Below are 16722 nucleotides of genomic sequence, written 5' to 3' on the forward strand. Positions count from 1 at the left end.
CGAGGCCTGGTACGCGGGCCGCTCATTCTGCGCTTATTCTGTTTTACAACCTGCTTTTTTCATCGCGGGTCAGATAAGCCCGCTGCACGCCGCCGAGTTCGCCGAAACCCAGTACCGACACCGGACTCGATGAGTTGTAGCTGACCGTTTCTGGCCTGCGTTTCTTCCGACCGTCGTTGTTGTCCAGCGATTCGCCGAAGCCTTCGACCTGGACGGAGATGGTCCAGTGGCGTTGCGGGACGCCCGAGGCGTTGTTGCGCACCAGGTTCTGCGCCATCTGTGTGACTGCGGCAGTTGCCGCGCCCGCTGCGGTCAGTGCGCCGGTATCCACCGCGGCCACCGCCGGAATACCCGTCGACTTGCCGGTCACCTGGATGTTGTCCGCGTTCAACACCTGCAGCGCGGCGACGTTCAGGTTGCCTGCCCGGATACCCGCATCGCCTGCGTCGACCGTACCGCGCGGTGCAATCAGATCGACCGTACCTGGCGGTACGCCCGGGATGCTTTGCAGCGTTGCGATGCCCGCGCCGGTTACTTCGCCGCGGGCGTCGACTGTGCAGTAGTGGTTCGGGTCGCACACATACTGCGGCGTCGGCGTATCGGCCGAGGTCTTCGTCCCCTTGCCCGCGTTGATGTCGCCGTTCGAACTCCAGATCGTCATGTCGCCCCCCTGCTCGGTGAACACGCGACTCTGCGCCAGCAACAGGCTACGGTCGGTAAAGATATCGACGTTACCCTGCTCGAGCGTCAGGATGCCTTGCGTGCCCGGGCCTGCCACGACCAGGCCATTTCCGTTGACGATCTCGGGCGGCGCCGATGTGCTGCCGATCAACGCCTGACCGCCCGGACCGAGGATGGTGACGCTGCCGCCTTGCTGCGTCTGAATGGTGGTACTGCGAATATCCAGATCCCCGGTGTCGAGCAACTGGTTCGCGCCGTTCGAGCCGCCGTTCAGATTGTTCGCCGTATAACCTAACGACGCTGGAAACAACGTGTTGATCGCCTGATACCCGCGCGCATACTGCCCATGAAACGGACTATCCGGATTGTTGAAGTCGTTACCGACCGCGGTCATCACGTTAAACAGTTCCTGCTGCGCGAACTGCTGCTGCACGTATGACGGAAGTACCTGGAATTCTTTCCATGCCTGCTGCACCGTCATGTCCTTGACGGTGTTTTGCAGCGCGTTGCTGTCGGACTGCAGGCCGGTATCGACAACCTGTCCCGCGTCGTATTGCTGTATGAACGCGACCAGTGCATCCGCCGAATTCGATCCACCCGGCACCGAGCTGGCCGGGTTCACGTATGCCGAGATAAACGCCGCGTAGTCGACGCCGGGCCCGATACCGAACAGCACCTGAACGTCCGCGCTCTCGTGCGGCAGGTTCGGATTATTCGCGTTGCCGACCGCTTCGATGCCCGTCGCGCCAGGAGTGAAACCGCTCCCCTTCGCATCGAACGCCTGCTGCTGGCTGGTCAACGGTCCGATGTTGCGTCCCGCTTCGACGTCGAAACTGCCGGGTCCACCTAGTACGAGGCTCGGCACCACACTCGCGCCGGCGACAAGCGGTGTGTCCAGAATGTCCCGCCCCGCGATGATTCGCGTGAAATCGGCGGCGCGGAGATTTTGCCCCTGAAATGCAAGGTTCAAAATGTCCTGTCCCGCCTGGATCAGCGCGGGCTTATCCAGCCCGATGGTCACCAGATTGTCGTAAAAGCCGGCACTCTGATGGCCCGCGGGCTCCAGCGTGCCATCGACGATGCTGCCGTTCAGACTATAGATGCGCGCGGGGTCGAGATCGTCCGCATGCAGCGCACTTGTGTCGTGCGCAGCATGCGTCGTATCCGTCACCCGCGGCACGTTCGCATTGGGATTCACGGGTGACGGCAGCGACGCCGGATCGACGTCCAGCATGCCGAATACCGATCCGGTGAGCACGTTACCGGACTGCTGCCCACTACCGACCAGCCCGTCGGCACTGGAAAACTTGATCGATTGATCCGCGAGGACTGTGAGATTACCTGTCGCGGATGGGAACAGCTGTCCGCCGGACGCAATATCGATACCGCCTGTCAGCGCAACCAGTTGTACGGTTGCGGGCAAGATCGCGCTCGTATTGGTGAGCCTGCCCAGCGTGAGGGCATTGCCTCCGGCCGGCAGCGTCCCGAACTGCACATCGCCTGTGGTCGATACGACGTTGATCGCGGACGTCGTCGAATAACCCTGCATGTCACCGCCCTGCAGATACGACGGATCGAATACGCCACCGATATCGACGCCTTGCCGGGCCGTGACATTCAGCGTCGCGTCCTGCATCGCGAATAGCGTCGGAACGCTGACCGGAACAGACGAGCCCTGTGGCGGCGCAAAGGCGACGCCCGATTCAATCGCCCCGCCGGCCGTCACGTTGACCGTACCCTTTGCGACGAAGTAATCGCCACTCAGAATATCGCCGCCGGCCGCGACAGACAGATTCCCGCCGCCCACCGTGTTGACGGTCGGATTACCTGTTTGCGCGTTCGTCAAATACCACGTGGTCGGCAGCGACACCGCGAGTTGCGAGATGTCGCCCCCTGCATTCACCGACACATTGCCGCCGGCGCTCATCACCCCCTGGTCGAATGCACCGAAATCGATCGACGTCTGAACAATTTGACTCGACGTGCCGACGGTGCCCATCACGTTGCCGGTCTGCATCCACGGGCGCCAGAACTGCGTGATGCTTGCACCGCGCAATCCGGTGACCGCGCCCGACGTATCCACGACATTTTCGAAACCGTTGATATCGCCTTGCGCGTAGATCGAAATGTCACCGGCCGAATCCGGATTGACCGCGGGCGTAGCGATAAAGTCAGGCACCGGCGCGGTTACCACGGTTCGATCGCCTTTCACGATCGTCACCGCGTCACTCGTTGCAGGGGAACCGGACGCCGGTGCACCAGCGGTGTAGATCACGCCCGGCACGATGAAATCGCTGGAATCCGTCGCCTGCGAAGGATCGAACAGCGACACGTTACCGCCCGCCGCAATCGCGATCGAGCCCGTGCCGGTGCGAATCGTGGTCGGCGCAAGCAGCATGTTGCTATTTGCATCGACAAAGCCGAACTGGCCGCTCAATGTCACGTTGCCTTGCTGGGTCACGGTGTTGAACATCGATGCGGCCTGCACCGCAAGAGGATTCGTGCTGTTGAGGTCGGCCCCCGCGACGATGCGGTACGACGAACTCGTGCCTCCACTCAGTTGGGCAAGTTGAAGCGGCAGCGGGTTGATCGCGGTTGCCACCGGCGACGGGCTGTTGTCGATCGGAGATTGCGACGTAATCACAACGGTTTGCCCACCGTTGGCGAGTGGCGCCACGCCTTCGCCAATGGGGGCCGCAGGCGGCACGATATTGAAGTTGAGCCAATTCACACTCAACGCATCAAAGTAACTCGCATAGTTGCGCAGATACAGCAGATACGAAAACGGATCGTTCGCCTGTGTGATCCGATCGGGTGGCGTCGGTGGCTGGCTGGTGCCAGGGGAGGTGGTCGACATCTTCAGCACCCAGACGGTGTCGGCACCGGCCGGCGCGGTCGGCACGCCGGCCGGCGCCGGTGTGACCAGCAAGTCGGTGTAGGCCTTGTAGAGTGCAAAATACGCGGCGATTTCGTCCGGAGTGGCAGTACCGAAGCTCGTCGCCGGCGCGTGCACCAGCCCCAGGTACCGTGGAACGTATGCCGTCCCGTTGTCCCCGTAGTAACTCAGCGTGATGCCGTAGCTCGTCGCATAAGGCCCCGCGGGCGTGTCGTAGAACGCCGTGTGCGCGTCCGCGGCGCTCCCCGGCAGCGGCACGTAGATGTCGAGCTGTGAACCCGGCGTGACCGGATTCGCAATCTGGAAGAACCCATCGGTCAGGCTCGCCTTGACGTTGACGTTGTTCTCCGCGCGGAACGTGATGACGGGTGCTTCGTCGCCAAAGCGGAACACCGCTGCGCCCGAGGCATTCGTCGCGCCGAGATTCCAGTTGCTCAGGATCGAGATATTGCCGTTGTTGATCTGCGGATCCGGGTTGTCGAGTTCGATGCCCGGCGCGACCTGGAAGTTGTCCACATTGGCAAAACGCTGGATGGCCGATGTCGCGATCGGGAAATTCTCGACGAACCCCATCAGCGTGCCGGGTTCCTGCGTGCCATTCACGGTCTGATAGCCGTAGAACGCCTGATGCGACGTATTGACGGCATTCGGGTCCGGCGTGAAAAAGTCGTTCTGCTGGTAATTCGCAAGCTGCTCCGGCGTGGTCGGCGCCGGCAGCGCGTTGCCCTTCGCATCCGTCCACGAACCGTTGACCATGTCCGGTTCGCCCGCGCCCGATACCGTGCCGTTGTACCAGCCGGCCGGATCGACCACACCGTCGAAATGCTGGTTGGCACCATTCGTCAGCGGATCGTCGGTGCTCCACACGGCATACGCTTCGAGCGTGGTCGCACGCGAGCCCTTGATCTGCGCGGTCGGTGCAACGTTCACGTTGACGTCGCCGTTGTTCAGCAGCGGCGCGCGGAAATTCACCGTGCCGCCCGATAGGCCGCCCGCCGTGCCACCCGAGACATCGATCAACGCATTCGCACCGAGTGTGATGACACCGGAGTTCGCGGCCGACACGCTTTCGTAGCCATAAGTCGGATCGAGCTGCACGACACCGTTCACGGTATCCGGGTTCGCGCGTGTGCCGACGTTGACTGCACCGCCACGCTGCGTCGCGCTCGACCCCGTCGCAATCAGCGAGCCTTCGATATCGACGCCGCTCCTGCCGTACAGATCGATCTCGCCGCCCGCCACGCCCGACGCGTCGATCTTGCCGAGAATGCTGACGTTGCCGTTGTTCGGATCCTGACCGCCCGCGCCGCCGTCCGCCGTGAGCGACACCCCGCGCGCGGTGATCGTGTTGTCCGCGGACAGCGTCAGGTTGCCCGCGTGCGTCTCGACCGTGATCGTATTGTTCACGCCGCTCGACGCGAGCGTCGTGGCAAGACTATCGAGATCGACCGCGCCGCCGGTGTCGAGCGAGAACGAGCCGCCTTGACCACCTAGCGCCGAGTTGCCCTTGAGCGTGCCGTTCAGGTTCACGATCTGTTCAGGCGCGGATAGCGCGACGCTGCCCGCCGCACCCTGACCGTTCGCGCCCGAGAAGTCGAGCGTCGCGCCCTTCGCCACGTTCACCGTGCCTTGATCGGCCGTCAGCGAGATCGAGCCCGCCGATGCAAGCACGGTGACATCGAAGAACTGCTTCGCCACGCCTGCCGAACTGACGAGCGATCCGTCGCCGATCGTCAGATCGCCCATCGTCGCCTCGAGGCTGACGTCGCCCGAGGGCGCGGAAATCGTTGCGCCATTGTCGTTGAGCGCGCCGCCGATGAACGACAGCTCGCCGCCCACAGGCGTAAGCGACAACGCCGTGCCCGTTGCCGCATTCAGGTTCAATGCGCCAGTCGTTTTAATGGTCTGATTGGAGCCAGTGTCGGCGATATAGACGGGGGCACTCATCGTGACCGGCATCGCGCCGAAATCGAACGATCCAGTGCCCTCGCCTACGATGCCGCCGGTGGCATTGAACGTGGCCGACGCAAAGCCCGACGCCGTCCTGTCGCCGGTGCCGAAGTCGATTTCGTTTGCGTTGACCGTCAACGTTCCGTTACCGCCCGCGGCAGTCGTCGTCGATGCACCGACTTCGTTCGTGAATTCGATGTGCTGTCCGTTCAGCGTTACCGCGCCGCCATTGCTCGCAAAGGTCGGCGCACTGAGGTCCACGTCGGTGCCGAACGTGACAGTGACGTTGCCGTCGAAATTCGTCACGTTCGAAGTACGCAGAATCAGTTGATTCGTGTTCGAGAGTTGCGCGAGCTGACCGGCGCCGATGACAAAGCCCGGCAGTGCCGCGGCCGCTTCACCAGTCTGATCGGTGAACGTGATGACCGAACCGTCGACCGCGATCGTATTGGCCGAGAACGCGGCGGTCGGATCGAATTGCAGGTTGCCCGACGAATCGAGTGTCAGCGACTGGCCGCCGCTCAGCGTCGCGCCGGCGCCGATCGTCAGTTGGCCGGGATTAGTCGCTGCGTCGCTCGTATTGACTCGTGTGACCACCGCATCGGCGCCGTTCGACACCCGCACGAGCGAGCCGTCGCCCGACACGCCACCGGTGCCATTGCTGTCCGCCGCCGCGCCGATCGTGATCGGTACATCCTTTGCCGCCGGATACGTGCCCTGTGCCTCGATCACGCTGCCCGCATCGATACGCAAGCCGTTCTGTGCATTCGTATCGTTACCGCTCGGGTCGGTCTTCGTGACGAGCAGGATTTCGGGCCCCGTCAGCGGATCGGCCGCGTCGTTCGATACGACCACGCTGTTGGCAAGCGCATCGATGGTGATACCGCTCGTGGTCAGCGTGCGCGTGCCGCCGATCAGCAGACTGCCGGCGTCGAGCGCATTGAGGTCCGCGGCGCTGATCTGCAGATAGCCCTGCAATGCGGTCTCGCCGCTACCGACGATCTGGATGTCCTGCGACGCGATATCGATTTCCGCGGGCGCGCCGCCGTCGCCTGCCGTGGTATCGAGCTTCGCGCCGAGCGCGAGCGCACTGGTCGCGGCCAGCACCAGTTGACCACCGTCGACCGGCAGTTGCGGTACGACGTTGCCCGCCTTCGCTGCCGCATTCGTGAAGAACGCATTGGCGCCCGTCAGCGTGTATTGCGAGTACTGTTGCCACACTTCGCCCGACTGGACGTTGAACAACGTCGGTGTCGCGCTGCGGCTACCAGTGAGCGCATTGCCCCAATAGCCCGCCACCGCGACGGTGCCGTCCGGCAGCGTCTGGCTCGCGCCCGGCACGACAGAGCCGCTCGCGGCGGACACGGTCAGCCGATAAGCGCCCGGCAGCGTCGCATACCTGCCCGGCAACAACGTATAGAAGCCCGCGGGCAATCCCGGCACGCCCGACAGATAGACGGACTGACCCACTGCCCCGTTGAGCGCCGCCTGGCCGACGCCGGCGCTTTGGGTGGTCGTGGCCGCGGTGCCGTTCGCATTGGTCGTCGGCTGCAGCGACTGCGCGAAGATCGGATCGTAGGCGGCCACCGGCGCCTGCACGCCCGGCAGAATTGCATAGACGTTCGACGCGCCGACGTTCACCGGCACCGCCGTGCCGCTCGGATTCGACGCAAAGCTGACGCTGTATTGCGACAGCACATCGCGCGTGCCGCCCGTGCCCGGTACCCATTCCGCGGCCTGCAGATCGCCGCCGCCGGACAGGTCGATCGTCGCACCGGCATTGAGCGCGACACTGCTGCCGTTGGCGCCGATGAACTTCGACGGCGGCGCGCTTAGGTCCGGCGCCGCATTGGCGTTGGCGATCGGATTGAACTGCCATTCGACGCCATCGACGGTGGCGCCGAACGGGATGATCGCGCCATCGTTCGACACCGACGTCACACTGCCGCTCGCGAACGTCACCGAGTTCGTCGCGACGAGCGGCAGGGAATCGAACTGCGTTTTCGTGGCTGCGTCGCTCGCATCGCCGACGCCGAAAATCAGGCTGCCCGACGGTGCGCGCACGGTGCCGCCCTGCACGATATCGGTGGCGTCGACCAGCAGCGTTCCGCCCGCGGACAGCGGCACACCCGCCGGGCCGTTCGATTCGAACGTCACCGTGGTCGGAGCCGCAGCGCCGTTCGCGCCGCTCGGACCGACCGCGTCGATGATGAACGTCGAGCCCGTGGACGGATACAGGTCGGCCGCCTTGAACGTCAGGTTGCCTGGCGTGAAGAGCACGCCGGAGGCAAGCGCATTGGCCCCGCTCGCGGCGGGGGTCGTCGAGCTGAGGCGGATATCCCCGCTGCTCGTGAAATTCGCCTGCCCGAAATTGTTGAGCTGGAACGCATTCTCGAGATCGATGAACGCGGCGCTCACGTTGAGCGTTCCGTCCGCGAGCGCGTCGTTCGGTGCCAGAGCCTGGGCCGTGGAGCCCGGGCCGACTAGCGGACCGGCAAACGCGACGTACGGGGCATCGATCGTGACATGGGTACCGGTCGGACCGCTGGACGTTTGCGACGAAAGAAGACCGAGGAGCGTATCGACCGGCGCCTGCCAGGTGCTTCCATTACGAGCAGGAAGCAGCGAACGCAGTTGATCGTTACTCAATGCCGCGACAGTTTGCGCGTTGACGACAACAGCTTGTGCCAGGTTCAGATCGACATCGCCGGCAAAGGCGACAGGTACTACGCGAACGCCCGTTGTGCTACCCAAGGTAACCGGATCTCCAAGCACAAGCGTCGAAATGCCGGAGTCATTCAGGCGGTCCGCTGCGAATTGCAGTACGCCTGTCGGCGCACCAACCGCGTCTGCAAAGCTTTGCCCTGGCGCAAGATCCGCGGGCACCAGCTCTCCGCTTTGCTGAATGATGAGCGCGGTCGCTCCCGGCAACGCGGGCAGATTGCCGCCAACGCCCACGGGAGTCGACACTGCATTGGCATTCCCAAAGATCGACAGCGAGGCGCCCTGCGCTTGCGGCGCGCCGGCGTGCCCTTCGAGCGTGCCGTCGAAATACAGACCACTGGAAGCCGATAGCGTGATCGAGCCCGCGTCGCTCCACACTGGTTGCGAAGCATACTGGCCGTTCGTCTGCAACTGATCGAAGTTCGCCGCGGCGCCCGACACGTCGATGCGGGAACCGGCCTGCGCGACGACATAACCCGAGTCGTCCGAAATCGTCACCGAACCGCCAGGCAGCACCTTGCCGGTGTTCGGGATAACGGCGCTCAAGCCGTTCCTGACCGGCGCCGTCACCGGATCGGTCAGCGCCACGCCGGACACGTCCAGTACGGCATCCGGCCCGAGCCAGACGGATTTGCTGTCGCTAGTAAAAGTACCTTGCGCGCCGTTGTATTGCCCGGTCTCGACAGACGATCCAGCGGTGCTGTCGGCATTCAGCGCGATCGATCCGCCCGGCGCGATCAGCGAGCCGAGCACCGTGACCTGCGCCGGCGAACCGAGACCGATATGCGCGCCGGCGTCGGCGACGATCGACGCGCCCTCGCCAACAGTGACACCACCGGTCACGCCGGGGTAGTCCGCGACGGGCGCGGTGTTGCCCTGCGTATCGGTCGTGTGCCAGGCCACGTACCCGCCGGCGGTCAACACGAGACTGGTCGCCTGTCGGTCGAATGCGTCGATGGTACCTACGGTGGTCAGTCCGCCTGCCGTCAGGTCCGCACCGCTCGCGGTCCGCTGCAATGCCTGCGCGTTGGGGATCAGGTTCTGCTGCGTGAGATCGACTGTCGAACCGGGCGCCACCGTCGCATCGAGATACGCATTCAGCACGTAGCTGCCGAACCCTTGTTGCGCGAAGAAATCTTCCGGCAACGCTGTCGACCACGCCGGCGCCGATGCCGGATCACCCCCGATCTGAAAGCCGAGCGCCTGCAGCGTCAACGTACCGCCGCCCGAGAACCCGGAACTGCGGATCGTGCCGTCCATGTGCAACAGCGTATCCGTCGGCAGATCGGGATAGTTCGCGTTCTTCACCAGCGTGTCGAGCGATACGCTGCCGCCCTTGCCAAGCGGAATGCCGTTGCTCATCAGCAGTTGACCGTCGGCCTGTACTTCCCCACCGCTCGACACGTCGATCACGCTGCCCGCTTGAAGATCGATGCCATAGCCGGTACTCAGCGCGACGCTGCCGCCGTTGATGTATTCGCTGTCGCCGACCGTCGTTCCCGGAGCCAGCAACGTGTCGTTATTGACCCATTCGCCTGCGGCGTCCAGCAATGCGTCGGGACCCACCGTAATGTTGCCGTTCTCCGGCCCCACGACGCCAAAGGAGCCTGAACTCACGGAGATCGAGATCGAGCCCGACGGCGCGATCAGATGGCCATCGATCAGCGCGTTCGCCGCGCGCGGACCGCTCAGCGCAATCGAACCGCCGTCCTGCACCTGCAGCACGGTTCCGGCCGGCACGAGAAAACCCGTGCCTTTGATATTGTCTTCCGTCACGCTCACGTTCGCGAACCCGCCGGCGGATAGCGTGCCGGCTGGCACAACCTGATTGGCCAGCACGTTGTTCGGATCGGTGCCGGCAAGCGCGTTCAGCGCCGCTGTATCCAGCACCGTGCTGAACGAAAAGTCCGGCGCGAGATTGCTCAGTTGCGGCGCGGTGTTCTGCACGATGACGAGACCGTTCTCGCCGGTGCTGCCGGGATTTTCACCGAGCGTGGCGAAGGCCTTGCTGCTGCCCAGCGCAAAGGTGCCGCCGACCGCCTGATCGTTGTCCTGCACCTGTTTCGAACCGCTGAGTGCCTGCGCGTTGATATCGCCGTCAAGCACCATCGCACTCGTCGCGAACAGGTTCAGCGTGCCGGCATTGCCGCCGACGATGAAGTCGCCTTCATACGCGCCGCCCGCGAGCAGCGGATCCATGTACGTGTTGCTGATATTCCATCTCGAATGTCGATCGACGAACTGACCGGCAATACCGACAAAGGTGTCGTTCGGATCGGCCTGCCCGATCGGCACGATCACACCGTTAGCGTCGACGAGGCGCGTCGTGTCGACCATGCCGCCGTCGTAGTGGAGATAGCCGCCATTCAGGTTCAGTGACGAACCGGCCACGGTCATCACCTCGTTGCCCGACAGCGTGATCGTGCCGCCGTTGACCAGCAGCTGGTCGACCGTGCGTGAAATCTGGCTCGCGTAGCCCGACAGGTTCAGAAGCGGGCTGCCGACCCACTGCACGCCATCGCTGCGTGTACCCGACAGCGTGCTGTCGAATACAAGATCCTTGAAGCCGTTGAGAAAGCCGTCGCGCAGTAGCGGCGAGTCGGCCAGTTCGTTGCCGCCGATCAGCGGCACGGTGACCAGAATGTCGGCGATCGGCAACTCGACGTTCGCGAGCCCCGACACGTCGATCGTCGCCCCCGTGTCCAGATAGATGCGACCCGGCACCGCGGTATCGCCCGGCGGTGTCGCGTCCAGCGCGGCCGACTTTGTGAGCGCCGTCACCGATACGGTCGAGCCCGGTGCCTCGACCAGCGAGCCGGACTGGAACCAGATCGAGCCCGCCGTCATGCTGACGCTGCCCGCCGTGAAGATCGTGCCCGGCGCGGAGGTGGCGGTCTGGCCGTTATCGTCCGGCATGACGGTGGTCACCGAATCGGGCCCGAATGTGAGCAGGCCGGCGCGGCGCGTCGCCAGCGCATCGCCGGTGGACACCACGCCCAGACCCGGGTAAGCGCCGCCGGTCGGCGTGTTCGCGACATTTTCGTCGACCGTCGAAATCGTGATGGTGCCCGGCGTGTTGACGCTCGTGGTCACCCCCACCACACCGTTCTGCGCGACACTGCTGCCGAGCAGATCGATATTGCCGCGCGCGGCTTCGACCAGACCGGTATTGATCAGCGTGCCCGCCGGCGTCACGTCGGTCGTGTTGCCATTGCCGGTCGGCAGCAGGAGCCTGCCGCTCAACGCCGGCACCAGCATCGACGGACTGTTCGGGTTGGGCGCGAGACTCACGCCGACGCCCGCGGCCAATACCACCTGGCCATCGATCGCCGTAATGCTGCCGCCATTCGTGACGTTCGGCGCTGCCACCATCACGAAGCCGCCGTCGCTGACCGTGCCGTTCGCATGCGTGGTGATCGATGCGCCCGGCGCGATCGTCACGCTGCCCGGCAGCACATAATCGGTCGGGGAGTTCACCGTGACCTGATTGCCGAGACCCAGCACTTCGTTAGGGATACCGGTCCTCTGGCCGGGAGAGGTCGCGACTGCCTCCAGCGGCGCGAGACCGCCTTGCGAGCCCGGCTGCAGGTTCAGGAACAGCTGATTACTGGCCGCGATATCCGCGTTGCCCTGCGTGGGCACGTCGTTCTGATTCAGAAAATCCAGCGACGTCGCCACCAGCGAATGCACATTAACCTGCGACCCCGGTCCAAAAAGAATGCCGTTACGGTTCACCACATACACCGAGCCTTCCGCCTTGATATTGCCGAGAATCTGGCTCGGCGCCATCGACGGATCCACGATCCGGTTCAGGATCACCCAGTTGTTCGCGCCATTGGTCTGCGTGCCGCCGGTCTGGTTGAAATACAACGTGGTCTGCTGACCAACGTTCATCGTCTGCCACGTCGCCACTGCGTTCTGCGCGGTCTGATCAACTTCAACCGTCACATGCCCGCTCGCATCAACCGACTGCTTCGGCGCATTCGCGTTGATCCACAGATTCGGATTACTCGTATCGCTACTGACACCCGGCGCAACCTGAAGACCACCTACAGCGAGACCGTTCGGCACATTCGACGCAGTCGCAGATCCTGCCGCGGCCAGCGCCCGCTGCTGCGCGATCTGTTGGGCAATCCCTTGAGCTGCCGTAGCGAGATTGCGGATCGACGGCTGACTCGCCTGCAACGCCTGCTGCGGCGACACCCCCACACCGAGGTTCGCGATGCCTGACGCGCCTGCCGCCCCACCACGCACCGCGGCCAAGCCAGCACCACCGTTCGCGAGATTCACAAGTCCCGCATGCGCATTCGCCAACGGCCCTGCCGCCAACATCAGCGCAATCGCGTGACAAACGGGCCGAAGCCTGAACGGTCGCGAAAGCCGGACTGCGTCGGAATTCAGCAGCTCGGAAATGGATCGCGCAATGCGGACACTCATGGTTTATCCCCTGCACAGTCAAGTGCTTGCCATTCAATTGGAGGTTCGCCGTTCCGCGCGCCGAAGCCCTGTTGACCGGGCAATCAGACCGCTGCTGAACGAGCCATGTTGCATTGGACGAACGCCGCTGGAGAAAACCGCAGATCATTCGATGAGGGATGAAAGAGTGTCTACATACTGACGACATGACAGCGACACGACGGCAACATCACTGCGACACCGAAGCGACATTGCAACGGCACCGCAACGACACCACGACGACGCCCGCTAGCTGAGCAACACGATATCGCCCGGCAGCCGGGTCACGTGCGCGCCAGTGATCTTGCTGATCAGATCGACCGCGCCGCCGATCTTCGCGAGCGCGACTTGCGCATGGACGCGAGCGTCCGCGAGTTCGGCATTGCGCAGGATGATCCTGCCCGGCCGATAACGATTGATTTCGCTGACGACGTCCGACAGCGGTGCATTCTCGAACACGAGCACGCCGCGGCGCCACGCGGTCACCAGACTCGAATCGACGTTCACCGGCGGCTGCACGACGCGATTGCCGTAGGTGATCTGTTGCGCGGCCGTCAACGTGAAGCGGCCCTGCGGATGCTGCAGCGTGACTTCGCCGGCAACACAGGTCACGCAAACTTCGTCGCCGCTGCGTTTCAGGTTGAAGCGCGCGCTGACCGCCTGCAAACTGCCGCGCGCGGCCCGCACGACGACCGGCTGCGGCGCTGCGCTGTCGCTACCCGCACCCGCTCCCGCCACGACCTCCGCCTCGCCCGCGAGCAGATCGATACCGTGCGCGCCGCCTTGCGTACCGCCGTCCGTGCGTACGATGTCGATGCGAGTCTGCGTATTCATTTCGACCACCAGCCGATCGGACAGCACCACGCGACGCTGTTCCCCGGTCGCGGTCCGGTAGTCGGCCGCCAGATCGCCGAGCGCCGGCCATAGCTGCAGCGGCGGACGCAGCGCCAGCCACGATGCCGCGGCAGCCACACCCGCCCCCATGAAAGCGCGGCGCCCCGCGCGCCACGACGCCGGCCGGGCGCCACGTTGACCGTGAGGCGTGGAGTCCGCCGCGGAATCCTCCGCGTCCAGTTCGGCACTCGCTGCTTCGAGTCCATCCCACGCTTCAAGCATCAGGCTCGCGGCACGGGCATGTTCGGGCCGCTCGGCGCACCAGCGCCGGAACGCGGCGGCATCGTCGGCGGTCGCCCGCCCCGAGCGCAAGCGCACGAGCCATGCCTGCGCCTGCTTCGCGATCGCCGCGGAAGGCACGCCGTCATGATCCGGTTGGCTTGACATGATCGTATTCAAAATTTTCGCCGCCCTTTCTTGCCGAGCTGCTTCGTAGTCGCCGGATCGAGGTCGAGCATCTTGTTGTAGCAGTGTTTGAGCGCCGTGCTGAGCTCCGCTTCGACGAGCCGCAGCGAGATCCCCATGCGTTCGGCGATTTCCCGGTTCAGCTCGCCGTCGACCCGCGCGGCCAGCAGGATGGCCCGGCGGCGCGGCGTCAGTTCGTCGAGCACGATCTTCAGCGCGTCGACCCGCAGACGTGCCGCGACGATCCGCTCGGGATCGGCGAGTTCGTCCTTCACCTGCAGCAGTATCTCGCCGATCTCCTCGCCGCTCAGGTAACGCTGCTCGCGACGATTCTGATCGATCGCGATATTGGTTGCCATCCTCAGCAGGTAAGCATCGTCGGCGGTGACGCTGACGTCGGGCATGCTGTCGAGCCGCAGCCACGTCTCGTGCAGCGCGTCGGCTGCGTGATCGCGCGAGCCGATGTAGTACTCGAGCTGCCTGCGCAATTGCGTGTAGCGGGATACGAACAGCTTCTTGAGCCGGTTGCGCGAATCGGTCATGGCCGCCCGTCCTGCGTGCCGGCCGGCGCGCATGCATCGACCACGCCGCTCGCGAACGGATGCAGCAGGATCGTCACCGGTTGCGGCAGCGTCGCCGGCGGCGCCGCATCGAGCGTGATCGAGCGGGCCGCCCGCACGATTGCCGCGTCACGCTCGACGCTTCCGGTCGAGCCGAGCAGTCTGGAAGAGACGACCTCGCCCGAAGAGCCGATCGTCAGCTGGATCAACAGGCGATACGTACCGGGGTAGGTCCGCGGATCCTCGCACAGCGCGCGCGTCAATTGCATTTGCAGATCGGCCGCATACCAGCGGTAATCCTCGCCGTCGATTTGCGCGCCCGCGATCTCCGAGGCCGGAATCGCGGACGTCGCCGGCTCGGGTCGCGGCGCCGCGCTCAGCGCATCGGCGGGAATGATCGCGATGCCGTCCGCGCTCGCCGCCATCTGCAGGCCGGTCCCTTCGAGCAGGCGGCGCAACGCGTCGGCCGCCGTAAAGTCGCCGTGCAACGGCGCACCCGCACGGCCATCGAGCAACTCGCTTTTGACGAACACCGACAGTCCCGTGGCACGGCCATAGGCATCGATCGCATCGGCAAGCGGTTGGGCGGCAAGATCAAAGTGGATCAGTACGGACGCCGCACCGATGTCCTGAGCCTCGGCACTCCGGATCAGCAGCGCGGTCCACAGCATCAGGCAGGCGGTCAGCGACAATACACCGGTCGACACTACCCGTGTGCCTGTCATAAGGGAAAGCCGAAAGTAGGATGACGGCGGCGATGCCGGGGCTATCGCGGCAAGGTCGCCGTTTTGAAGCCCAGACTGTAGAAATGAAAAATGACAATCGCATGTCAAGACAAGCGGCCTTTGCGGCCGACATCGCTGCTCGACATCAGGCAGTAGTAAGCGGCAATAGCCGGCGCGACTATGCGGCTACCGCGGCGTCAGGCCGCGCCCGGACCGCGCGGCCTGGTTCACTATCGCTGTCCTAGTTCGCCGACTTCTCAGCCCGCCTCACATCTTCCTCATCCTTTTCCGCCGGCTGTGTCTGCCAGAACCCGCCGTTCATCGTCGTGATCGACGGCGTTTCCGTCCACTGCCGCGGATTCAGGATTTCCGCACGCAGGATGTTCGGCAGAACCTGCACGTCGAACACCTCTTCGACGCCGTTGTAGAAATGCAGGATCCCCAGCACCTCGCCGCTGGCCGCGTCGAGCGCCGCCACGCCGGCTACCAGATCCGCTGACTGCGCTTCGATCGGCAAGCCCTGCGGACCACGCTTGTCACGCAGCTTCGACAGTCCGACGAACAGCACACCACCGTATTCCGCGAGCCCGTGCGTGAAGCCCGGCAGCGTCGCCACGACTCGCGTCGCGCCCGTCACGGGATCGATCGTCAGCACCTGGCCGCGGCCGCCTTCGAGCACATACAGCTGACCGTTGATGACGCGCGGCGAGTGCGGCATCGACAACCCACGCGCGATGACGCGTCCCGACGGCACCTCCATCACGATGCCGCCATCGGCCATGCCGTCGCGCCAGCCGAACGGCGTGTCCGTTTCGCCCAGTGCCGTCACGTAGCGCACGCGGCCGTCGTGGAACGCCATGCCGTTCAGGTGGCAGCGATCGGCGGGGCCGAACTCCTTGATGAACGGCGGCTGCCAGATCGGCGTGAAGTTGAAGTACCCGTCGATCACGCTAATGCACGAATAGCGCGTGTTCACCGCGAGCACAACCTGCTTGTCGAACACCATGTCGTGCAGATCGAGGTCGCCCGTGTAGTACGACATGCGCGGCACGAACATCGCGTCGTAGTGACCGGGCCGCTCCGGATACAGCGGCGCGAGCGAGGACACGTTCGCGAAGACCATCAGCTCGTGCAGCGTCGCGATCGCGAGGCGGCTATTGCCCATCTGGTTGCCGACCGCGAGCCCCATCGAGCGCGGCAGCAGACACGCCGACAATGTCGGGATGCCGTTCTCCACACCCAGCAGCGCCACGCCCGAAGGACGCCGGCTGATCGCCAGCGAACACTTCAGCGAAGCCAGCACGGCGAGAAAACGTCCGGTATCGCGCAAATCGATTAGCGGCGACCATGCCTCGGTTGCCGACGCTGAAACATCACTACGCGCTTCCTGTGGGCCATCCGCTGCCTGGCCGTTCTGCTTCTGCTCCACGTC

Annotated in this window: 5 protein-coding genes; all 5 read right to left on the bottom strand. The window is 64.4% G+C overall.

The window, feature by feature from the left end; genetic code table 11:
• Nucleotides 1-43: 43 nt before the first annotated feature.
• Complete coding sequence (locus L0U82_RS38640; protein ID WP_233839096.1) at nucleotides 44-12583, bottom strand: filamentous haemagglutinin family protein; 12540 nt, start codon at nucleotides 12581-12583, stop codon at nucleotides 44-46.
• 372 nt (nucleotides 12584-12955) lie between these two features.
• Complete coding sequence (locus L0U82_RS38645) at nucleotides 12956-13987, bottom strand: FecR family protein (RefSeq protein ID WP_233839097.1); 1032 nt, start codon at nucleotides 13985-13987, stop codon at nucleotides 12956-12958.
• 8 nt (nucleotides 13988-13995) lie between these two features.
• Entirely contained in the window at nucleotides 13996-14547 is a 552-nt protein-coding gene (locus L0U82_RS38650) for an RNA polymerase sigma factor (RefSeq protein ID WP_233839098.1), read from the bottom strand.
• Nucleotides 14544-15290 carry a secretin and TonB N-terminal domain-containing protein gene (locus tag L0U82_RS38655; protein WP_233839099.1) on the bottom strand — a complete coding sequence of 249 codons (747 nt, stop codon included), beginning with the start codon at nucleotides 15288-15290 and terminating at the stop codon, nucleotides 14544-14546. The genes L0U82_RS38650 and L0U82_RS38655 overlap by 4 nt, the downstream gene beginning before the upstream one ends.
• Before the next feature lie 241 nt (nucleotides 15291-15531).
• On the bottom strand, nucleotides 15532-16719 hold the full coding sequence (locus L0U82_RS38660) for a TIGR03032 family protein (protein WP_233839100.1): 1188 nt from the start codon (nucleotides 16717-16719) through the stop codon (nucleotides 15532-15534).
• Between the last annotated feature and the right edge of the window lie 3 nt (nucleotides 16720-16722).

The sequence above is a fragment of the Paraburkholderia sp. ZP32-5 genome (genome assembly GCF_021390495.1).
GTDB lineage: Bacteria > Pseudomonadota > Gammaproteobacteria > Burkholderiales > Burkholderiaceae > Paraburkholderia.